At 70.9% G+C, this 21,683-nt stretch carries 20 protein-coding genes and 2 tRNA genes; 19 read left to right on the plus strand and 3 right to left on the minus strand.

Annotated features, from left to right (window positions below; translation table 11 throughout):
- The first annotated feature begins 282 nt into the window (after positions 1-282).
- The 3 genes from CLV46_RS16950 to CLV46_RS05995 are packed head-to-tail and all read left to right on the plus strand — an operon-like array spanning position 283 to position 3,084.
- Positions 283-1,269, plus strand: a complete 987-nt coding sequence (locus CLV46_RS16950) for an ABC transporter ATP-binding protein (RefSeq protein WP_157802376.1) — start codon at positions 283-285, stop codon at positions 1,267-1,269.
- A complete protein-coding gene (locus CLV46_RS05990; protein WP_245866575.1) occupies positions 1,245-2,816 on the plus strand; it encodes an ABC transporter permease in 1,572 nt (523 codons plus the stop codon). Before CLV46_RS16950 ends, CLV46_RS05990 begins: the two co-directional genes overlap by 25 nt.
- 10 nt (positions 2,817-2,826) lie before the next feature.
- Complete coding sequence (locus tag CLV46_RS05995) at positions 2,827-3,084, plus strand: DUF3039 domain-containing protein (RefSeq protein ID WP_100363933.1); 258 nt, start codon at positions 2,827-2,829, stop codon at positions 3,082-3,084.
- Positions 3,085-3,090: 6 nt separating this feature from the next.
- On the opposite strand, the gene CLV46_RS06000 is transcribed toward CLV46_RS05995, so the two are convergent.
- Positions 3,091-4,359: a nicotinate phosphoribosyltransferase gene (locus CLV46_RS06000; RefSeq protein ID WP_100365923.1), complete on the minus strand. Its 1,269-nt coding sequence runs from the start codon at positions 4,357-4,359 to the stop codon at positions 3,091-3,093.
- A gap of 142 nt (positions 4,360-4,501) precedes the next feature.
- On the opposite strand from CLV46_RS06000, the gene murI reads away from it, so the two are divergent.
- The 6 genes from murI to CLV46_RS06030 all read left to right on the plus strand — a co-directional run bounded on the left by murI (position 4,502) and on the right by CLV46_RS06030 (position 9,537).
- Positions 4,502-5,347: a glutamate racemase gene (gene murI / locus CLV46_RS06005; RefSeq protein WP_100363934.1), complete on the plus strand. Its 846-nt coding sequence runs from the start codon at positions 4,502-4,504 to the stop codon at positions 5,345-5,347.
- On the plus strand, positions 5,344-6,066 hold the full coding sequence (rph, locus tag CLV46_RS06010) for a ribonuclease PH (protein ID WP_100363935.1): 723 nt from the start codon (positions 5,344-5,346) through the stop codon (positions 6,064-6,066). The genes murI and rph overlap by 4 nt, the downstream gene beginning before the upstream one ends.
- A complete protein-coding gene (gene rdgB, locus CLV46_RS06015; protein ID WP_100363936.1) occupies positions 6,063-6,644 on the plus strand; it encodes an RdgB/HAM1 family non-canonical purine NTP pyrophosphatase in 582 nt (193 codons plus the stop codon). The genes rph and rdgB overlap by 4 nt, the downstream gene beginning before the upstream one ends.
- A 100-nt stretch (positions 6,645-6,744) precedes the next feature.
- A complete protein-coding gene (locus tag CLV46_RS06020; protein WP_100363937.1) occupies positions 6,745-7,653 on the plus strand; it encodes a cation diffusion facilitator family transporter in 909 nt (302 codons plus the stop codon).
- Positions 7,646-8,257, plus strand: a complete 612-nt coding sequence (locus CLV46_RS06025) for a metal-dependent transcriptional regulator (protein WP_100365924.1) — start codon at positions 7,646-7,648, stop codon at positions 8,255-8,257. Before CLV46_RS06020 ends, CLV46_RS06025 begins: the two co-directional genes overlap by 8 nt.
- Before the next feature lie 38 nt (positions 8,258-8,295).
- A complete protein-coding gene (locus CLV46_RS06030) occupies positions 8,296-9,537 on the plus strand; it encodes an Nramp family divalent metal transporter (protein ID WP_100363938.1) in 1,242 nt (413 codons plus the stop codon).
- Between the two features lie 441 nt (positions 9,538-9,978).
- Here the strand turns inward: CLV46_RS06030 and CLV46_RS06035 are convergent, their stop codons facing one another.
- Both CLV46_RS06035 and CLV46_RS06040 read right to left on the minus strand, forming a co-directional pair.
- Positions 9,979-10,716: a DedA family protein gene (locus CLV46_RS06035; RefSeq protein ID WP_100363939.1), complete on the minus strand. Its 738-nt coding sequence runs from the start codon at positions 10,714-10,716 to the stop codon at positions 9,979-9,981.
- An 85-nt stretch (positions 10,717-10,801) separates the two neighbouring features.
- Positions 10,802-10,886, minus strand: a tRNA-Leu gene (locus CLV46_RS06040).
- A gap of 89 nt (positions 10,887-10,975) precedes the next feature.
- On the opposite strand from CLV46_RS06040, the gene CLV46_RS06045 reads away from it, so the two are divergent.
- From CLV46_RS06045 to CLV46_RS06090, 10 genes are all read left to right on the plus strand, one after another.
- A tRNA-Glu gene (locus tag CLV46_RS06045) sits at positions 10,976-11,051 on the plus strand.
- A 137-nt stretch (positions 11,052-11,188) separates the two neighbouring features.
- The gene (locus CLV46_RS06050) at positions 11,189-12,346 is read left to right on the plus strand and encodes an Ig-like domain-containing protein (protein WP_157802245.1); all 1,158 of its coding nucleotides are present in this window, start codon (positions 11,189-11,191) and stop codon (positions 12,344-12,346) included.
- 160 nt (positions 12,347-12,506) lie between these two features.
- A complete protein-coding gene (locus CLV46_RS06055; protein ID WP_100363941.1) occupies positions 12,507-13,655 on the plus strand; it encodes an Ig-like domain-containing protein in 1,149 nt (382 codons plus the stop codon).
- Between the two features lie 9 nt (positions 13,656-13,664).
- Entirely contained in the window at positions 13,665-14,789 is a 1,125-nt protein-coding gene (locus tag CLV46_RS06060) for an Ig-like domain-containing protein (protein ID WP_157802246.1), read from the plus strand.
- A gap of 43 nt (positions 14,790-14,832) precedes the next feature.
- Positions 14,833-16,014, plus strand: a complete 1,182-nt coding sequence (locus tag CLV46_RS06065) for an Ig-like domain-containing protein (protein WP_100363943.1) — start codon at positions 14,833-14,835, stop codon at positions 16,012-16,014.
- Positions 16,015-16,202: 188 nt separating this feature from the next.
- Complete coding sequence (locus tag CLV46_RS06070) at positions 16,203-17,216, plus strand: TerC family protein (RefSeq protein ID WP_100363944.1); 1,014 nt, start codon at positions 16,203-16,205, stop codon at positions 17,214-17,216.
- Positions 17,217-17,275: 59 nt separating this feature from the next.
- Positions 17,276-18,139, plus strand: coding sequence for a PP2C family protein-serine/threonine phosphatase (locus CLV46_RS06075; protein ID WP_100363945.1), 864 nt, complete (start codon positions 17,276-17,278; stop codon positions 18,137-18,139).
- 4 nt (positions 18,140-18,143) lie between these two features.
- Positions 18,144-19,286, plus strand: a complete 1,143-nt coding sequence (locus CLV46_RS06080) for an FHA domain-containing protein (RefSeq protein WP_100363946.1) — start codon at positions 18,144-18,146, stop codon at positions 19,284-19,286.
- Entirely contained in the window at positions 19,286-20,965 is a 1,680-nt protein-coding gene (locus tag CLV46_RS06085) for a serine/threonine-protein kinase (protein WP_100363947.1), read from the plus strand. Before CLV46_RS06080 ends, CLV46_RS06085 begins: the two co-directional genes overlap by 1 nt.
- Complete coding sequence (locus CLV46_RS06090) at positions 20,962-21,669, plus strand: FHA domain-containing protein (protein ID WP_100363948.1); 708 nt, start codon at positions 20,962-20,964, stop codon at positions 21,667-21,669. Before CLV46_RS06085 ends, CLV46_RS06090 begins: the two co-directional genes overlap by 4 nt.
- Positions 21,670-21,683 lie beyond the last annotated feature (14 nt).

A 21,683-nucleotide genomic window follows, 5' to 3' on the forward strand; every position in this document is an offset into this window, starting at 1 on the left:
ACGACCGCTCCCGCCGACACGACGGCTCCCGCCGACACGACCGCGTCGCCCGAGCCGTCGGCCGCGGCGGACGCGACCGCCGTGCGCCCGACCGCCGCCCGCTCGCCGCGCACCTCCACGGGCCGCACCTCGACGCCGCGCGCGTCGACCCCGCGCGCGTCGACCGGGCGCACCGCGACCCGCACGTCGACCACTCGCTCCACGACCCGCACGAAGAGCGCGGAAACCGCGGCTCCCGCCTCGACTGAGCCGGATGCCGCCGCGCCGACTCCGTCGGCCGCCGTGTCCGCCCCGCCGACCGTCGCGCCTTCACCGACCGCTCCGGCGAAGACCGCCGCCGAGCCGCAGATCGCGACGCCCGATGCAGCGACGGCTGCCCCGGCGACCGTCGAACCGGCCGAGACCGAAGTGGCGACACCCGCGCCCGCCCGACCGGCCCGCAAGAAGGCCGCGCCGCGCTCGCGCACCAAGACGTCCCCCGTCGCGCCTCCGGCTCCTCAGCCGGCCGCGCCGGTGGTGCTCGGCATCTCCGGACTCACCAAACGCTTCGGGTCGACGCTCGCGGTGAACGGGATCGACCTCGAGGTGCGTCAGGGGTCGTTCTTCGGCATCGTCGGGCCGAACGGCGCCGGGAAGACCACCACGCTCTCGATGGTGACCGGCCTGCTGCGGCCCGACGCCGGGGCCGTCCACGTGCACGGCGCCGACGTGTGGGCCAACCCCGTGGTCGCCAAACGCAACATGGGGGTCCTTCCCGACCGGCTGCGGCTGTTCGACCGGCTCACCGGCGCTCAGCTGCTCTATTACGCGGGGGTGCTGCGCGGGCTCGACTCCGACACCGTGCGCTCGCGGTCGACGGACCTCGCCAACGCGTTCGGACTCGAGGACGCGCTCGACCGCCTCGTCGCGGACTACAGCGCGGGCATGACGAAGAAGGTCGCGCTCGCGGCCGCGATGATCCACTCGCCCCGACTGCTCGTGCTCGACGAACCGTTCGAGTCCGTCGACCCGGTCTCGGCGGCGAACGTGACCGAGATCCTCCAGCGTTACGTGCAGGCGGGCGGCACCGTCGTGCTCTCGAGCCACAGCATGGATCTGATCCAGCGCATCTGCGACCACGTCGCGATCATCGTCGAGGGCTCGGTGCTCGCCGCGGGCACGACCGACGAGGTGCGCGGCGAGGGCACCCTCGAAGACCGATTCGTGGAGCTGGCCGGTGGCCGCAAGGCGGCGGAGGGCATGGAGTGGTTGCACACCTTCTCGGACTGAGGCTGCGCCTGCTGGCGGGCGCCTTCCGCCGGAGCCCGTGGCAGGTCGTGGGGATGGTGCTCGGCCTGCTCTACGGGCTCGGCCTCGCCATCGTCGCCGTCACGGCGCTCGCCGGACTGCGCCTGCTGCCGGTCGACATCGCCGGTCCGATCGTCATCGTCATCGGCGCGGTCATCGTCATCGGATTCCTGCTGGTCCCGCTCGCCTTCGGCGTCGACGACAGCATGGACCCGCGCCGGTTCGCGCTGTTCGGCATCGAGAACCGCCGGCTCACGCTCTCGCTGGCCATCGCGGCCCTGGTGAGCGTCCCGTCGCTCGTGATCATCGCCGTCGCCATCGCGCAGATCATCACGTGGACCCGATCGCCTCTCGCCACGGCGCTCGCGATCGTGAGCGCCGTCACGGTCGTGGCAACGTGCGTGCTCGGCGCGAGGGTCACCACCTCGATCGCGGCGTTCCTGCTCTCCAGTCGACGTGCGCGCGAAGCCACCGGTCTCGTGGCGGTCGTCGTGCTCGTCTCGCTGTCGCCCGTCATCGTGCTGCTCGCGAACATCGACTGGGCGCGCGACGGGCTCACGATGCTGCGCGAGGTCGCGGGAAACCTCTCCTGGACGCCCCTCGCCGCCGCCTGGAGCGCCCCGGTCGCCGCCGCCGAGGGCGACGCCGGCGGCGCGCTCTTGAAGCTGCTGATCGCGCTCGCGACGGTCGCCGTGCTGTGGTTCGCGTGGACCGCCCTCGTCGCCCGGATGCTCGTCACTCCGCACCGGGAGGCTCCGGCGAAGTCGTACCACGGCCTCGGCTGGTTCGGGCGCCTGCCCGCCACCCCGGCGGGCGTCATCGCGGCGCGGAGCCTCACCTACTGGGCCCGCGACGCCCGCTACCGCATCTCGCTCGTCGTCATCCCGATCGTCCCGGCGATCACGATCGTGCCGCTCATCGTCGGCGGGGTGCCGAGCCACGTCATCTGGCTGCTGCCGGTGCCGCTCATGGCCCTGTTCCTCGCGTGGACGATCCACAACGACGTCGCCTTCGACCACACCGCGATCTGGATGCACGTGGCCGCGAACACGTCCGGCCGTGCCGACCGCATCGGCCGGGTCGTGCCCGTGCTGCTCGTCGGCGTGCCGCTGCTCGTGGCGGGGTCGGTCGTGTGCGCCCGCGGCTTCGGCGACATGGACGCCTTGCCCGCCCTGCTCGGCGTCACCGGCTGCATCCTGCTCGTCGGCCTCGGGCTCTCGAGCATCATGTCGGTCGCGTTCCCCTATCCCGCTGTGCGTCCGGGTGACAACCCGTTCCAGCAGCCGCAGTCGAGCGGGGGAGCCGCCGCGCTCATCCAGGGCGTGTCGTTCCTCGCCATCGTGGTGCTCAGCCTCCCCTCGATCCTGTTCGCCGTCGCCGGCGTGTACGGCGAAGGTGACGGCGAATGGTGGGCGCTCTGGGTCGGACTCGGGGTCGGCGTGGTGTGCTTCGTCGGGGGAGTCTTCGCCGGGGGTGCGATCTTCTCGCGACGGGCGCCGGAACTGCTCGCCTTCAGCGGCCGGAACTAGAATCGACGCCATGAGCGACACCGAACCGGGCGGGGGCACGACGACCCTCGATCGCGAGCTCGAGAAGCTGCTGAACGACGAGCAGCTGGACGAGGGCGACCACGAGCGCTTCTCGCACTACGTACCGAAGGACAAGATCGTGGAGTCCGCGGTGACCGGCAAGCCGGTGCGCGCCCTCTGCGGCAAGCTGTGGACGCCGGGCCGCGACCCGCAGCGCTTCCCGGTGTGCCCCACGTGCAAAGAGATCTACGAGAAGCTCAAGGACTGACGCGCCTCAGCCGAAGACGGTGGGGATCTCCGCCTCGCCGTGGCTCAACCGCAGGGCGCCGATCGGGAGCTCGGCGATCGCCGCCGCGCGGTGCGCGCGGGCGTTCCGCGTGCCGGTGACGCCGAGGAACTCGGGCACGGCCTGACCGTCGCGCATGAGCGGCACGGTCAGCTCCCGGCCGTCGATCTCGAGCGCCTCGGGCACCCCGTCCCGGTCGGCGTCGACCACGATCCGCTCCGCCACCGCGACGCCGCCGCGCAGCTCGCGCACCGCGCGCTTCGCGCCGCCGTGCGAGGCCTTCTCCGCGCTCTTCTTCGCGACGGGAACCCACGAGCCGTCATCGTCGCTGTGGGCGACCAGCTTGTAGACCATGCCGGCCGCCGGTGCTCCGGAGCCGGTGACGACGGACGTGCCGACGCCGTAGGAGTCGACCGGCGCGCCGCGCAGGGCGGCGATGGTGTGCTCGTTGAGGTCGCTGGTCACAGTGATGCGGGTACCGGTCGCGCCGAGGGAGTCGAGCTGCGCGCGCACCTCGCGCACCAGGGAGGGGAGGTCTCCGGAGTCGATACGCACGGCGCCGAGCCCCGTGCCGGCGACGCGCACGGCCGTCTCGACGGCTTGACGGATGTCGTAGGTGTCGATGAGCAGGGTGGTGCCGGTGCCGAGGGTCTCGACCTGGGCGCGGAACGCCTGCTCCTCGGTGTCGTGCAGCAGGGTGAACGAGTGCGCGGCGGTGCCCATGGTGGGGATGCCCCACGTGCGCCCCGCTTCGAGGTTGCTCGTCGCGTCGAACCCGGCGATGTAGGCGGCGCGGGCGGCGGCGACCGCGCTCGCCTCGCTCGTGCGGCGTGAACCCATCTCGGCGAGCGGACGACCCTCGGCCGCGGCGACCATCCGCGCCGCGGCGCTCGCGACGGCGGTGTCGTAGTTGAGCACGCTGAGCACGAGCGTCTCCAGCACGACCGCCTCGGCGAATCCGCCCTCCACGGTCAGCAGGGGCGAGTTCGGCAGGTACACCTCGCCCTCGCGGTACCCGGTGATGTCACCGCGGAAGCGGTAGGCGGCGAGCCAGTCGAGGGTGCGCCGGCCGACCACCCGTTCGCGTTCGAGCCACTCGAGTTCGGCCTCCGCGAATCGGAAGTCGGCGATCGCCTCGAGCAGGCGTCCCGTCCCCGCGAGCACGCCGAAACGGCGGCCGTCGGGCAGTCGGCGGGCGAAGACCTCGAAGACGGAGCGTCGATCGGCGCGCCCGGAATGCAGGGCGGCCTCGATCATCGTCAGCTCGTAGCGGTCGGTGAGCAGCGCGGTGGTCACCCGGTCAGCCTAGGGGCGGCGCTCCGGCGGTGACGCATCGCGTCGGGCTTCCGTCAGGATGCCGGTCGGGCCGCGCCCCGCGGGCGGTCTACACTCGGATGCCGTGACCGACGCGCCTCTCGGAGTATTCGACAGCGGCGTCGGGGGACTCACCGTGGCGCGCGCGATCATCGACCAGCTGCCCAACGAATCCATCCATTACGTCGGGGACACCATCCACTCGCCGTACGGTCCGAAGCGCATCGCCGACGTGCGGCGCTACGCGCTCGCGGTGCTCGACGACCTCGTCGAGCAAGGGGTGAAGGCGCTCGTCATCGCGTGCAACACCGCCTCGTCGGCGATGCTGCGCGATGCGCGTGAGCGGTACACCGAGGAGTACGGCATCCCCGTCGTCGAGGTGATCCAGCCGGCCGTCCGCGCGGCGGTGCGGCAGACCCGCTCCCGCCGCATCGGCGTCATCGGCACGCAGGGCACGATCCGCTCCCGGGCCTACGACGACGCCTTCGCCGCCGCATCCGACCTCGAGATCCACAGCGTCGCGTGCCCCCGCTTCGTCGAGTTCGTCGAGTCGGGAGTGACGAGCGGTCCCGAGCTGTTCCGCGTCGCCGAGGAGTACCTCGCGCCGCTCAAGGCCGCCGACATCGACACCCTCGTACTCGGCTGCACGCACTATCCGATGCTCGCCGCGGCCATCCAGTACGTCGTCGGGCCGGAGGTGACGCTCGTGTCGAGCGCGGAAGAGACCGCGTACGACCTCTACCGGGTGCTCGTGAAGCACGGGCTTCAGCGCACCGCGTCGACCCCACCCACCCGGCGCTTCGAGGCGACCGGGCCGGACGAGGCGGGCTTCCTGCAGCTCGCCGCCCGCTTCCTCGGCCCCGAAGTCCACCACGTCGAGACGTTCGAGACCGGAGCGATCCCGCTCCCGCACCGCAAGGAGACCGCATGACCAGGGCCGACGGCCGCACCAACGACCAGCTCCGCGAGGTCACCATCGAGCGCGGCTGGAGCGCCCAGGCCGAAGGCTCGGCGCTCATCTCGTTCGGCAACACAAAGGTGCTGTGCACCGCGTCGTTCACCAACGGCGTGCCGCGCTGGCTGACCGGCAAGGGCAAGGGCTGGATCACGGCGGAGTACGCCATGCTGCCGCGCTCGACCAACGAGCGTATGGACCGCGAGTCCGTCAAGGGCCGCATCGGCGGACGCACGCACGAGATCTCCCGGCTCATCGGCCGGTCGCTGCGGGCGATCATCGACCTGAAGGCACTCGGCGAGAACACCATCGTGATCGACTGCGACGTGCTGCAGGCCGACGGCGGCACGCGCACCGCCGCCATCACCGGCGCGTACGTCGCGCTCGCCGACGCGATCGAGTGGGCGCGCGGTCAGAAGTTCATCGGTCAGAAGTCGCAGCCGCTCATCGACAGCGTCTCGGCCGTGAGCGTGGGCATCATCGACGGAGAACCGATGCTCGACCTCGCCTACGTCGAAGACGTCCGCGCCGAGACCGACATGAACGTCGTCGTCACCGGTCGTGGCCTCTTCGTCGAGGTGCAGGGCACCGCAGAAGGTGCACCGTTCGATCGGCGCGAGCTCGACTCGCTGCTCGACCTCGCCCTCGGCGGCGCGGTGACCCTCGCCGAGAAGCAGGCGGCGGCGCTCGCGTGACCCGTCTCGTGCTCGCGACGCACAACGCCCACAAGGTCGTCGAACTGCGTCGCATCCTCGGCAACCGTCTCGAAGGGATCGAGCTCGTCGGCTACGACGGGCCGGAACCGGTCGAGGACGGCACGACGTTCGCCGAGAACGCGCTCATCAAGGCCCGGGCGGCGTTCGCGCACACGGGTGTGCCCTCGCTCGCCGACGACTCGGGGATCAGCGTCGCCGCGCTCGGCGGTGCCCCGGGCATCCATTCGGCCCGATTCGCCGGGACCAGGGACGACGCCGACAATCGCCGGCTAGTGCTCGAACGCCTCGACGGGGTGGCCGAACGGGACGCGGAGTTCGTCTGCGCCGCGGCCTTCGTCGCCGAGGGCTTCGAGCACGTCGAGCTCGGCCGGTGGCCGGGCGTCGTGGGTGCCGAGGAGCGGGGGAGCGGCGGGTTCGGCTACGACCCTCTCTTCGTGCCCGCGGACGGTGACGGACGCAGCGCGGCGGAGCTCGGCGCGGACGAGAAGGACGCGATCAGCCACCGCACCCGCGCGTTCACGGCGCTGCTCGACGCGGTCGGCGACCGGCTGCGCTGAGACCGGCGCCGCAGCATCCGCTCGTCGGGTGAGAACGGCAGTCGTTCCCGAGTAGGCGAGGCGTCTGGCATATCCCGGGCGGGGTTCCTACGCTGGTGGGGTGAGCCACGACCACCACTCCCACGCGTCGGGCGACCGCCGCCGGCTGGTCGTCGCGCTCGCGATCGTCGCGACGGTGCTCGTCGCCGAGGTGATCGGCGCGCTCGTCTCCGGCTCGCTCGCGCTGCTCGCGGATGCGGGCCACATGGCCAGCGACGCGATCGGCCTCGTCGTGGCCCTCATCGCGAGCGTCTTGGCGGCCCGGCCCGCGACCGACCGGCACACGTTCGGCTTCCAGCGCCTCGAGGTACTCGCCGCCCTCGTCAACGGCGTCATCCTCGTCGCGGTTGCGTTCTCGGTCGGCGCGGAGGCCGTCCGGCGCCTGGTCGCGGACGAGACCGAGGTGCAGGCGACGCCGATGCTCGTCGTCGCCGCGCTCGGGCTCGCGGCCAACGTGGTGGCGCTCTTCGTGCTGCGCGGCGGCGATCGCACCTCCCTCAACATGCGCGGCGCCTACCTCGAAGTGCTCGGCGATCTCTTCGGGTCGATCGCGGCCGTTGTGGGTGCGCTCATCATCCTGCTGACCGGGTTCGCCTCGGCCGACGCCATCGCCTCGCTCGTGATCGCCGGGCTCATCGTGCCGCGGGCCTTCCTGCTGCTACGCGACGTGGCGCGCGTGCTCACCGAGTCCGCTCCGCGCGACACCGATGTCGCCGAGATCCGCAACCACCTGCTCGAGACCGATGGCGTCGTCGAGGTGCACGACGTGCACGTGTGGGCGATCACCTCCGGGTCACCGGTCTTCACCGCCCACGTCGTGGTCGACGACGCCCTGTTCGCGCGCGGCGATGCCGGCGCGCTGCTCGCGCGGCTCAACGGCTGCCTGGCGAACCACTTCGACGTCGAGCACTCCACGTTCCAGCTGGAGCCAGCCGGGCACTCGGCACGGGAGGGGAACGCTCATCGCTAGGCCGCCCGCCACCGTCGTCGAGGATTACCTCAAGGCGATCTACGCCCACACCGAGTGGCAGGACGACCCGGTCACGCCGTCGCAACTGGCTGAACGCCTCGGTCTCGCGCCGTCGACGGTCACAGAGATGGTCAAGAAGCTCGCGGCGCAGGGACTCGTCGACCACGCCCGCTACGGCGCGATCCGGCTCACCGATGCCGGTCGCCAGGAGGCGCTGCGCATGGTGCGGCGGCACCGCCTCATCGAGACCTGGCTCGTGGAGCGCTGCGGTTTTGCGTGGCACGAGGTACACGACGAGGCCGAGGTGCTGGAGCACGCCATGAGCGACCGCCTGCTCGACGAACTCGATCGGCAGCTGGGCCACCCGACATCCGACCCGCACGGCGACCCGATCCCGGATGTGCACGGCCGGGTCGACAGGCCGGATGCGGTGCCGCTCGCTCAACTCTCGGACGGTCGCGCGCTCGTTGCGCGGGTGAGCGACCGTGACCCGGAGATGCTGCGCGAACTGACGCGCGGGGGTGTATCGCCGGGCTCGATCGTTTCGGCCGGGAGCCTGGCGGCGGCTGCGACGGCGATCTGGGTGATTCCGCTCGACGACTGATCCTGCTAGTTTCGGTTCACCGAAACCAGGAGGGGTCGATGTCCGCCGCGCCGCCCGCTGCACCTCGCGCCGCTCTGCGCGTGCTGCCGCTGCTCGGGCCCGCCATGGTCGCGGGCGTCGCCTACCTCGATCCGGGGAACGTCGCGAGCAATATGACGGCGGGCGCCCAGTACGGGTTCCTCCTGGTGTGGGTTGTCATCGTCGGCAACGCGATGGCCTGGCTCATCCAGTACCTCTCCGCCAAACTCGGGCTCGTCACCGGCCGCAGCCTTCCCGAGGTGCTCGGCGACCGCATCCGCCACCGGTACGCCCGCTACGCGTATTGGGTGCAGGCGGAGCTCGTCGCGATGGCGACGGATGTGGCCGAGGTGATCGGCGGCGCGATCGCGCTGCAACTGCTGTTCGGTGTCCCGTTGCTCGCCGGAGGGGTCATCACGGGTGTCGTCTCGATGGTGCTCCTCGCCATCCACAACCGCCGCGGGTCGAAGCCGTTCGAGCGGATCGTCTCGACCCTCGTCGTCGTGATCGCGGTCGGATTCTGCGCCGGGCTCGTCGTCGGACCTCCCGCCGCGGCCGATGTCGTCGGCGGACTCCTGCCGCGCTTCGAGGACACGGGATCGGTGCTGCTCGCCGCATCGATCCTCGGCGCCACGGTCATGCCGCATGCGATCTACGCGCACTCCGCGCTCACCCGCGACCGCTTCGGTCGCGTCGACGAAGGCGCGGACCGCGCGACGGTGCTGCGCGCCACCCGCATCGACGTCACCATCGCGCTCGTACTCGCGGGGACGGTGAACGTCGTCATCCTGCTGCTCGCCGCGACCAACCTGCAGGGCGTCGCGGGCACCGACACGCTCGAGGGCGCCCACGCCGCGCTCGATGCGGCACTCGGTCCGGTGATCGCGACGTGCTTCGCCGTGGGGCTGCTCGCCTCCGGACTCGCGTCGACGTCGGTGGGCGCCTATGCGGGCGCGGAGATCATGCACGGGCTGCTGCGCACGCGAGTGCCGCTGCTCGCCCGCCGCGCCGTCACGCTCGTGCCGGCGCTCGCGCTCCTCGCGCTCGGCGTGGATCCGACCCTCGCCCTCGTGCTCAGCCAGGTCGTGCTGTCGTTCGGCATCCCGTTCGTGCTCGTGCCGCTCGTGTGGTTGACGGCGAAACGGGAGCTGCTCGGGTCGAGCGTCAACCGCCGCGGCACGACCCTCGCGGCCGCCGTCGCGGCGCTGCTGCTGATCGCGCTCAACGTGACGCTGCTCATCCTGCTCGCCACCGGCGGCTGAGCGGGCCCGCCACCGGCCGCGGTCGGCCCGGCGGGCGCGGCTCGCTCCCTGAGCCTGTCGAAGGGAGCCGTGCGGGGCCGCGATGTGCACTGAGCGCGGACGATTCGTCGGACGCGCCGTGCCCGCCGCGTGCACGTCGGCGTGTCGCGGTACGAGTCCGCTGTGGCTGCCGCCGGCGGGACGCCGGGGCGCGTTCTCGACCTGGCGGCACTCCGCGGTGCTCCGGGCTGCCGGATGTCTCGCGCTACAGTTCCGTGCTCACGCGCCGGACTTTTGTGGCGCTCGAGCGCGGAACTGTAGCGCGACGCGCGGAGACAGTGGCGGCAGCGCGGAACTGTAGCGCGACGCGCGGAGACAGTGGCGGCAGCGCGGAACTGTGGCGCGAGGCGCGGACGCGTCGCGGGCCGGGTGCGACCGCCGGAGTGGGCGGAGCGTCCCGGGTCAGTGCTTCGGGTCGTTCTCGCGGTTCTGGTCGAAGTACTCGGGCGAGAGGGCGAGCGACGCGGTGTCGACCGGCTCCGCCGCCTCGGTGCGGGCGCGACGCGCCTTGCGGGACGACTGGATGTAGTGGAACACCGTCGGCACGACCGCGGTGAGCACGGCGGCGAGCAGGATGAGGTCGATGTACTCCTGCACGAAGTCCGCCACGGGCGGGATGTAGCCGAGCAGGTAGCCGCCGTAGGTGAGCCCGGCGCCCCAGATGAGCGCGCCGATCGCGTTGTACAGCGAGTACTTCGCGTAGTTCATATGCCCGACGCCCGCAGCCACCGGGGTGAACGTGCGGACGATCGGCACGAAGCGGGCCACGATCACGGCGAGTCCACCGAAGCGTTCGAAGAACGCGTTCGTCCGCTCGACGTTCTTGACCGAGAAGAGCCCGGACTCCTTGCGCTCGAAGATGCGCGGGCCCGCCTTGTGCCCGATGAGGTACCCGACTTCACCGCCGAGGAACGCGGCGAACGCGATCGCGAGGCAGACCCACCAGATGTCCACGGGGAAGTCGGGATTGAACGCGAGCAGGCCCGTGATGATGAGCAGGGTGTCGCCCGGCAGCAGGAAGCCGACGAGCAGGCCGGTCTCGGCGAACACGATGAGGCAGACGCCGAGGAGGGCGAACGGCCCGAACGCGGTGATGAGCGTCTCGGGGTCGAGCCAGGGGATGAGCGCAGCGGGGGCCACAGGACTCCAGTCGTCGGGTGCCGGCGACGGCAGGCGGATATCCGTTCAGATTAGCGGGTGACGCTCACCTCGCGCCGGATGCGGCTGGTGCGGAAGGTGGGACTCGAACCCACACGCTCGAAAGCACAGGAACCTAAATCCTGCGTGTCTACCGGTTTCACCACTCCCGCTGATGCGCGATCAGTGTATCGACCGGGTGCGTCGCGCTCGTTTTGCGAGTCGCCACGGGCCTGTGGCATACTCGTCAAGTTGTCGTGACGGCCCCATCGTATAGCGGCCTAGTACGCCGCCCTCTCACGGCGGTAACGCGGGTTCGAATCCCGCTGGGGTCACCACAACGGGAAGCCCGGCTCCGGCCGGGCTTCTTGCATTACCGGAGAATTCGTCGAACTGGGGCTTGTGCCCCCCGTTCGGGGTGCGTCACGCTGTGCTCGTCCGGGCCGCTGGGAGCCCGGGGAGCCGGAGGATCGGCATGTCGACGTCGAGGCGATGGATACGGTCGGTTCTCGCGACGGGGGCCGTGCTGACGGTGGTGGTGGCAGGAGTCGCGGTCCCTGCGGCGGCGGCGGATACGGGAACGGCGGCCGTCGTCGAGTATCCCGCGGGCGGAGACGACTGGCCGCGGCCGGAGGCGGAGTACGGTGCTCCCGCGCCGGAGGCACGCCGGATCGAGATCTCACCGGCCGCACGCACCATCCGGGTCGAACCCGAGTTCCCCGAGGATTGGTCGCTCGGGATCGTGTGCTGGCTCGAGGACGACGCCACGCGGACCGACCTCGCGCACCGGAACTGGGCCGGGATCATCTGGAGCGAAGAACCGGCCGAGCGCTACTTCACCGTGCCCGAGGGGGTGATCCAGCCCGACGTCGCCTACACCGTCACCTGTCAACGGGGTGAGGTGGTGATCGAGCGCATCGCGTGGCATCTCTCCGGTGTCGAAGACGGCGCAGCCGACGTCGCGCTCACCCTCGACCCTGCGAAGCACGTGTCCGACTCGTCTTTCCGTTACTTCGAGCTCGCGGCCTACGAGCGGCGCACCCTCCGTACCGGGGACACGGTCGTGATCCGCGGTGAACCGGGTACCTTCCACCAACCCGGACCGACCCCCGAACTCCGGGTGGCCTTCGGATTCGATCCGGAACTCCTCGCCGACGACGCTCGTGTGTCGGACGACGGGTCCCGCGTCGAGTTCACCGTGCCGGAGTTCCCCCCCTCCGGCGCGACGAGGGCATCGCTCCGCGTCACCCTGGTCAGCGAGGAGGCGGGCTCCGACACCACGCCGACACGGCGGTGGACGACCCGCTGGTACTCGACGCCCGACATCGTCGCCCCCGATCTCGGGTCGTCCGTCCGGCTCGCCCTCAGCCGCAACCGTGGTGTGTCGTTCTGGCCGACCACGGGCACGGCGCGGGTCACCGTTCCGGGTGTGCTCTATCCGACCGGCACCATGACGGTATGGGTCGACGATCGCGCGGTCCGCGAGATCGAGATCGGACCGACGCTCGGGGCCGTGTCGTTCCGCTTGCCGAAGCTGGCGCCCGGCACCTACGCGATCCGCGTGCAGTATTCCGGCGCCCCCGGAGTCGCGGGTTCCATCAGCGCCCCGGCGTCGCTGCACATCCACGTCTAGCGCCGCATTCCCGGAGAATTCGTCGAACTGGGGCTTGTGCCCCCCGTTCGGGGTGCGTCACGCTGTGCACATCCGGGCTACTGGGGGCCCGGGGATCCGCGTCGGGCCGTCACACGGGGGAGACCTCGTGCACCGCGTCCGCCGGGGGACGGGGTGGCGCATGTCCGGTCGGAGCAGGTCGAGCTGGGCGGCCGTCGCCGCCACCGCACTCATCCTCACGGGGGTGGGGATCGCCTCGCCGGCTCACGCCGACGCGCCCCAGCCGACGGTCGACTATCCGGCGGGGTTCGGCGACTCGAGTTTCGAGCACACCTACGGCGCAGACGCTCCCGCGGCTCGGCGGATCGAGATCGGCACGGCCACCCGCACCGTGCGGCTCGACCCGGGATTCGACGTCTTCCTGTACATGAATTGCTTCCTGGAGGCGCCGAACGGCGGCCAGCTCTCCGGCCGCACCTGGCACGAAGAGGAATGGGCGATCACCGACAACCGCCGGCTCCCCGTCCCCGAGGGACGAGTGATCCCGGGTGAGCTCTACGAAGTGTGGTGCGACACCGGGGAGTTCACTTCGGAGCGGACTCGATGGATCCTGTCCGCCGTCGAGGGAGGCCCGACCACGCTCCCGCTGTTCGCGGATGCGTCGAAGGCCGTCGTCGAGCACGAGACCGTGTTCCTCGGTGGCGGGCAGAGCGAGCAGCGCACCCTCGCCGCGGGCGACCGTGTCACCATCACCGGATCACCGGGCACGTGGGCGCGCCAGGGCGAGATCGACACGGCCACCGTGGTCGTCGTCGCATCCGCCGGGTCTGGACGGGTCGAGACCGTACCCGAGATCTCCGGCGACCGGTCCGCCCTTACCTTCGTGGTGCCCGACGAGGCCACGACGGCAGCCCTCACCGGCAGGATCGAATTGCAGGTGCGCGTTGACAGCACGCTGGCCGGTTCGGACACCGTTCCGGCTCAGACGTACTCGGCGTGGTGGGTCGCGGAGGCGATTCTCGTCGACCAGAAGACGTCATCGAGCGTACGGCTCGCATTGAGCGGCGAATACGCCGTGTCCGTCCGCCGCGTCACCGGCACCGCCCGCGTCATCGCGCCCGGCACCCCGCATCCGCTCGGCACCGCGACGGTCGTCGTCGACGGCGTCGCCGTCCAGGCCCTGCAGCTGCGCGACGGAGCGGGAGGGCGCGTCACCTTCACGCTGCCCCTGCTGAAACGCGGCACCCACGACGTGAGCGTCGTGTACTCCGGCACCGACACCATCCGCGGCAGCACCAGTCCGACGACGTCCGTACGCGTCATCTTCTAGGTGCCCACCGTGGAGCGTTCCCGGGCCGCACTCCTCGTCTTTGCGATCGTGGCGTCCAGCGCGCTCGTCGTCGCCCCGATCAGCGCACCGAGCGCATCCGCCGCCGAGGTGTCGTTGGATGCCGGGCCGCCCGGTCACGACGTCTCGATCGACTACGGCACCACGATTCCGGATGAGCAGCGGATCGAGGTCGGGCCGGCGACGACGACCCTCGTCGTGACCCCCGGCCTCAGCGAGGAGCCGCCCGGGGTCTTCTGCGCTGGTTCCGGCGGTCTGCCCGACTATTCGTCGCTCGAGACGCCGTGGACGGGCCGCGTGGTCGTGCAGGTCGATCCGGGCACCTTCGGCTCGACCGGCGGCATCGATGCGTGGTACCGCTGCCGCAGCGGTGGGGGACCGGAGACGTCGGTGTACTCCGAGACGTGGTGGCTCGCCGGCTCGGCCGACGCTCCGGAGACGGTCGAGCTGACCGCCGATCCGGCGAAGCAGGTGCAGCGGACGGACGACTACACCTTCACGGGTGAGGAAGCGGAGACGCCTCGCGTCGTCCAGGCGGGTGATCGGGTCACCGTGTCGGGCCTCGGGGGAGTGTGGCCGTCGTCGAAGGCGTACGTGTCGGTGAACCACCTAGGGGGGTCCACGCTCGCCCCGGCGGTGGTCGCAGCGGACCGCGACTCGTTCTCGTTCGTCGTCCCGCCCGATCTGCCGGAGAGCCCGTTCGGCGCGGCCTACTTCGTGCAGGCGAGCGCCGACTCCGGGATACCGGGCGATCCCTCCATGCCGGAGCTGCTCGTCAGAGCAGCCTGGTCGGACTACCTCACGATCCGCTCCGCCGAGGCCGCGGCATCGACCACGCGGTTGTCGCTCGATCGGCATTACGCGCTGTCGTCGTCGACGATCAGGGCGACCGTCTCGGTGCGTTCGGAGGGCCGGCCGGCGACGGACGGACGCGTGCGACTGCTCGTCGGCGGTCAGGAGTTCCGGCGCTCACTGACGGCGGACGACGCCGGCGACGTCACGTTCACCCTGCCCAAGCTCCGACGCGGCCTGCACACCGTCACCGCCGTCTACGACGGCACCTCCGCCAGCGAAGGCTCGCGCGACCGGCCGGATCGCGTCCGGATCCTCTGGTAACCCCGGAGCGCCCCACCCGACCCCCACAGAAAAGCGGCAGATCATGGAACACCCCGTCCCCACCGCCCCCCGACGCGGCCCCGCCCGCGCCGTACTGGCCGCCGTCGCGGCTCTGACACTCGCCCTTCCGCTCGCGGCCGCGACGTCGGCGTCCGCCGCTGAAGTGGTGTTCCCCGCCGGTCCCGCCGACGGCAGCATCACCTGGACGTACGGCAGCTCCCAACCGGCATCCCGGCTCATCACGATCGGCGCGCAGACGACGGAGATCACGATCGTGCATCCGATCCGGGTGACCGCGAGCGGGATCACCTGCACCCTGTGGAACCCCGCCGGTGGTCCGTCGACGTTCCGCACGTGGACCCGCGCCGAGTGGCAGGCGGAGGAGGTGCACTCCCTGCCCGTGCCCGCGGGCATCGTCGAGGCCGGATCCTTTGCGCTGTACCGGATGCAGTGCCGCAGCGGCGTCGAGCGTTCGCAGATCGCCGCCTGGGCGCTTAAGGAGAGCCGCACCGCCCCCGAGGTGCTCGCCCTCACCGACGACCCGGCGAAGATCACGCGGTACACCGAATTCACCGAGCGACGCGGCGGTACCACGACGCCGCCGTCGACGCTGCGCCCGGGCGACCGGTTCGTGGTGCGCGGCGAGGCGGGAGCGTTCGCCCGATCCGGCCAGGACCCGGCTGTCCAGGCGTCCCTGCAGCCGATCACGATCGACGGTGCGCCGACGGCGCCGGCCTTCGTCGTGACGGGCGCCGAGGTGAGCGCAGACGGATCCGAGCTGTCCTTCACCGCGCCGGGCGACCTGCCGGCGACCCACGTCGGGGAGCGGGTGGTGGTACGCACGGCGTCGGTCGTGCGTCAGCCGTTCACCGACACCACGCCAACCGTCGAACGCGACGTGCGATTCAACGTGATCGTTCGCGTGGAAAGCGCGCCCGCCGTGACGCCGACCTCGACCCGCCTGGCGCTAGCTCGGAGTGTCGGGTTCACGTTCTCGTCGGTCACGGCGACCGTAGCGGTCACTCCCGCGGCGGCGGGTGGCACGGTCGATCTCGTGGTGGACGGCACGGTCGTCGCGACGAAGCCCGTTCCGGCGACCGGCCGTGTGCCGTTCACCCTCCCGCGCCTGCCCCGCGGACCGCACGAGGTCGTCGCCCGCTTCTCGGGAACGCCGACGAGCGCGGCGTCCGAGAGCGAGCCGCAGTCGCTCCGCATCCTGTTCTGATGCTGAGCGGATGCCGCGGGTCAGCCCGCGGCATCCGCTACCATGGTGCGAGCGAGAGGGAGTATCCCGAACGCCGTGATCGTCACCACGAGCTCCGAGGATGCGGCTCCGGGCACGGCGCCGTCCGCTTTTCGGCCGGGGGAGAGACTTTCGGTCTTTCTCCATCCCCTGATCCCCGAAGGAATCCCGTGGAACTCGCCCTGCCCGCCTGGTTCGAAATCGGCACCTACATCACGCTGCTGCTGATCCTGGCGTTCGACATCTTCCTCGCCTACCGGCGCCCGCACGTGCCGTCGACGCGCGAGTCCGCGCTGTGGATCGGCTTCTACGTCGCGCTCGCGCTCATCTTCGCGGGCCTCATGTTCGTGCTCGGCGACGCCGAGCACGCGGGGCAGTTCATCGCGGGGTGGCTGACGGAATACAGCCTGTCGATCGACAACCTGTTCGTCTTCATCATCATCATGGCCCAGTTCTCGGTGCCCCGTAAGTACCAGCAGGAAATCCTGATGGTGGGCATCATCCTGGCGCTCGTCTTCCGCGGCATCTTCATCATCATCGGCGCGCAGCTCATCGCGAACCTCAGCTGGATCTTCTACATCTTCGGCATCTTCCTCGTCTACACGGCCATCCGTCAGGCGATGTCGAGCCACGAGGACGACGAGCAGACCGAGAACGGCATCATCCGGTTCTTGCGCAAGCGCATCCCGATCACCGACACCTACGACGGCGGCAAGGTGCGCACGGTGGTCGACGGGCGCAAGATCTTCACGCCCGTGCTCGTCGTGTTCATCGCCCTCGGCACGACCGACCTCGTGTTCGCGATCGACTCGATCCCGGCGATCTTCGGCATCACGCAGAGCCCGTTCATCGTGTTCACGGCCAATGTGTTCGCGCTCATGGGTCTGCGCCAGCTGTACTTCCTGCTCGGCGACCTCGTCGAGAAGCTCGTCTACCTCAAGTACGGCATCGCGTTCATCCTCGCCTTCATCGGCGTGAAGCTGTTCTTCCACGCCCTTCACGAGAACGAGCTGCCCTTCATCAACGACGGCCACCACGTCGAGTGGGCGCCCGAGATCGACACCTGGACCTCGCTCGCCGTGATCGTCGGGGCCATGGCGGTCGCCGTCATCGCGAGCCTCATCAAGATCCGCTCTGAGGCCAAGCGCAGCACCCCGATCGAGTCCGAGCACACGCCCCAGTAGTCTGGTCGGCGCCGCCGCGTTGGTAACGTGAGCGGTGGTCGCAAGAGGAGGGGGATTCCGTGGGCGCGCCTCGCACGTACGACATCCCGCTGCCCGCGGCCTCGTTGCAGCTCACCGTGACCACCGCGACGGACGTCGGGGCGGTACGCCGGGTCAACGAGGACAGCCTCCTCGCCGTCGGCCCCGTCTTCCTCGTCGCCGACGGGATGGGCGGCCACTCCTTCGGTGACCGGGCGAGTCAGAGTGCCGTCGCCGCGTTCCAGCGCGAGGTCGTGCCCGGACGGCCGGCCGAGATCGCGCACATCCTCGATCTCGTGCAGGTGGCCAACTCCGACGTCATCGACCTCAGTTCGTGGGCTGGGGAGGAGCGGGTGCTGTCGGGCACGACGCTCACCGGCCTCGCTCTCGTCGAGACGCCCGGCGGCGCGTTCGCGTGGCTCGGCTTCAACGTGGGTGACTCGCGGCTGTACGGCTACACCTCCGGGCACCTCACCCAGTTGAGCGTCGACCACTCCGTCGTGCAGGAGCTCGTGGACGCGGGCGCCATCACGCCCGAGCAGGCGCACGGGCACCCCGACCGCAACGTCGTGACGCGCGCCCTCGGCGCCGCGGAACGCGCCGACGCCGACGTGTGGTCGATCCCGATCCAGGAGCAGCAGACGTTCCTCATCTGCTCCGACGGGTTGAGCAAGGAGATGACCGATCCGGAGATCGCCCGGGTGATGCGCGACCACGACGCGTCATCGGGATCGACCGTCGCCGAGGAGCTCGTCGCCGCCGCGGTCGCGGCGGGCGGACGCGATAACGTGACCGTCGTGGTCGTCGAGTCCCGACTGGTCGGCGACCTCCACACCGATGCCGCGCAGACGCTCGACCGTCCGCCGATCTCCGCCGCTTTCGAAGACACGATGCCGAGGGCTTGAACTCATGGTGCTGCAGTACTCCCCGTCCGACCCCGCCGCGTGGCGCGCGATCGTCACCGACACCGCGCTGCTCGTGCTGGACCCCGCCGCCGACGGGGCCCTGCTTCCCGATCTGGCCGGGCGCCTGGAGCAGGAGGGGGCCTTCCAGGCGGTGCTCGACCGGCTCGTCGCCGGCGGCGTCTCGACGGCGCCGTCGTTCGCGCTGCTGTCGTGGGGCGGAGGAGAGTCGCTCGGCGACCTGCGAGTGCTCGTGCGCGGCGCAGTGGCCCTGACGATCACCTCGGCGCAGGGGGACAGCCGTCTGAGCGGTGAGGGCGTGACCACGTGGTCGGAGCAGTTCGTGCCCGGAACCACCGGGGTCACCGTGAGCACCCCGGGCGGCGACTGGGCGCTGGGCGGCGCGTCCACCCCCGCTCCCACCGCGGTCGCGACCTCCGCGCCGTCCGCCGCTCCGGAGCCGAGGACGGCTCCGGCGGCCTCCGAACCGACGCCGGTTGCCGCAACACCGCAGCCGAAGGCGACAGCCGCCGCGCCTGAGCCGACGCCTGCCGCCGCGGCACCGGCCCCGCCCGCGTTCCCCACGCCGGTGCCCGCCGAGGCGCCCCAGCCGACGGCTCGACCGGCGACCGCCCCCACGCCCGTGGTGGAACCCGGCGAACTCGACTCCGAGGCGACGATGGTGCCGTCGGCGATCCCGGATGCCGACGGCGATCACGACGGCCACACCGTCATGAGTTCCGACATCCGGGCCATGCGCGCCGGGCGCCCCCGTGCATCCGACACCGCATCCCCGGCCGCGCCGAAGGACGTCGCGTTCTCGCTCGAGCTGCCGACCGGTCGCCGTGAGCCGTTGAGCTCCGCCGTCGTCGTCGGCCGCGCCCCGTCCGCGGGCCGATCGACCGGTGCCGACGCTCCCCGCCTCGTCACCCTCGGCGGCGACGATCAGGACATCTCCCGCACCCACGCCCGCGTCGCCGTCGAGGGCGGCACCGTCGTCGTCACCGACCTCCACTCCCGCAACGGCACCATGGTGGTACTGCCGGGCAAGGGACCGCAGCGGTTGCGGGCCGGCGAGCCGACGGCCGTGATCACCGGCACCGTCATCGACCTCGGCAGCGGCGTGACGCTCACCGTGCGTGAGGGCTGATGCGCCGAGCCGCCTCGACCCCTCCCGAACTGCCGGGGTACCAGTTCATCAAGCTGCTGGGTTCCGGCGGCTTCTCGGACGTGTTCCTGTACGAACAGAAGCTGCCGCGCCGCCGCGTGGCCGTGAAGGTGCTGCTCACCGAGGAGCTCACGCCGGCCAACCGTGCCGCGTTCGTCGCCGAGGCGAACCTCATGGCGCAACTGTCGGCGCATCCGTACATCGTGACCATCTACCACGCCGACGTCGCCTCAGACGACCGACCGTACTTCGTCATGGAGTACTGCTCCGGCCCGAGCCTCTCGGAGCGGTACAAGCGCGAGCGGTTCCAGGTGGTCGACGCCCTGCGCACCGGTGTGCGGCTGTCCTCCGCCATCGCGACGGCGCACTCGGCGGGCATCCTGCACCGTGACATCAAGCCCGCCAACGTGCTGACGAACGACTACGGATGGCCGGCGCTCACCGATTTCGGCATCTCGTCGACGCTCGAGGACGAGCTGCCCGTGCACACCACGACGCTCACCGGGCGCAGCAGCGACACGGGCACCGGCAGCACCACGAGCGGCCAATCCGTGGGCATGAGCGTGCCCTGGTCGCCGCCGGAGATGTTCGAGGACGACCCCGAACCGGATGTCCGCAGCGACGTGTTCTCGCTCGCGGCGACCATCTACACCCTGCTCGCGGGGCGCACCCCCTTCGAGATCGCGGGCCGCTCGAACGGCACCCTCGACCTCATCGGCCGGATCGAGCGCGGCGTCGTCACCCCGATGCCCCGGGACGACGTTCCGCGCTCGCTGCTCGCCGTGCTGCAGAAGGGCATGTCCCCGCGGCGCGAGGAACGCTTCGCCACCGCCGTCGACTTCGCCCGTGCGCTGCAGCGCGTGGAACTCGAGCTCGGGTACGCGCCGACGAACATCGAGGTGCCGAACCTCGACCTCCGCGACACCCGCGACGACAACGACGACGACGGGGACGACGTCACCCGCGTGCGATCCGTCGCGACCGTGAACGCCCAGCCGCGCACGCTGCAGGACGACCCCGACGCCACCCGGGCGCGTTCGGTCACGCCGATCGCGGCGCAGGCCGACGACGGCACCGTGGTGCGGTCGTCGCGGCGCACCATCGCGCAGCCGGACGAGGAGGATCGCACGGTCGTCCGTTCGCGGCAGCGGGTGGAGCCGGAACCCGACCACACCGTGATCCGCCGCCGGGATCTGCCCGCCGTCGGCGATGCGGCTCAGCCCGCGTCCGTCGAGGAGCAGACGGCACCGCGCGGCGGCCGGGGCAAGGTGGTCGGCATCATCGTGGGCGCCGCCGCCGCGGTCGTGGCCGCCGTCGTGATCGTGTCGGTCGTGCTGACCGGTGGTACCGCCCCCGGTCCGACGCGCCCGACGCCGAGCGCCGACGGCGGTGACGCGATCATCGACAAGGTGGCACAGCCGGCCGACATGACGGTCACACCCTCCGCCGACGGCGCGTCCATCGTCTTCAGCTGGACCAACCCGGAGCCGGAGAAGGACGACCGCTTCGTGTGGTACCGCACCGAGCAGCCCGACCTGCCGCAGGTGACCGAGGAGCCCACCATCACCGTCCCGGCGGACGGCACGCGGATGTGCGTGGCCGTCGAGATCCGCCGTTCCGGCCGCAGTTCCGAACCGACCACGGGGTGCTATCCGTCATGACCACGACCGACACCGCCACTCTCCGCGTCGAGTTCTGCGGTGAGTGGTACACGCCCGAACCGGGCGTCGACTTCAACATCGGGCGCGAGTCCGACCTCACGATCGACGACAACCCCTACCTGCACCGCCAGTTCCTGCGGCTGTATCAGGATCACGGGATGTGGTGGCTCGGAAACGTGGGCAGCCTGTTGACGGCCACCGTGACGGATGAGACCGGCCAGGTGCAGGCCTGGCTCGCCCCGGGCGCGCGCCTGCCGATCGTCTTCCAGGTGATGCACGTCATGTTCAGCGCGGGGTCCACCACGTACGACTTCACGATCCACGCCGAGGAGGACTACTTCAACACCGCGGCGGCCCTCACCCCGAGCGGCGGCACGACGACGATCATGCCGGTGCTGCTGACCAAGAGCCAGCGCCAGCTGATCGTCTCGCTCGCGGAGCACGTGCTCAAGCAGAGCGTCCCGGGGCGAGGGACGATCCCCACCTCGGCGGAGGCGGCGGAGCGACTCGGCTGGAGCATGACGACGTTCAACCGCAAGCTCGACAACGTCTGCGACAAGCTCGACAAGGTCGGGGTGCCGGGCCTCCGCGGCGGCAAGGGCAAGCTCGCGGTCAACCGCCGCGCACGGCTCGTCGAGTACGCGGTCACGAGCCGACTGGTGTCGGTCGAGGATCTCCCGCTCCTCGATGAGCGGGATGGGTAGCGGTCCCCATTAGT

The organism is Diaminobutyricimonas aerilata, from assembly GCF_002797715.1.
Classification (GTDB): domain Bacteria; phylum Actinomycetota; class Actinomycetes; order Actinomycetales; family Microbacteriaceae; genus Diaminobutyricimonas; species Diaminobutyricimonas aerilata.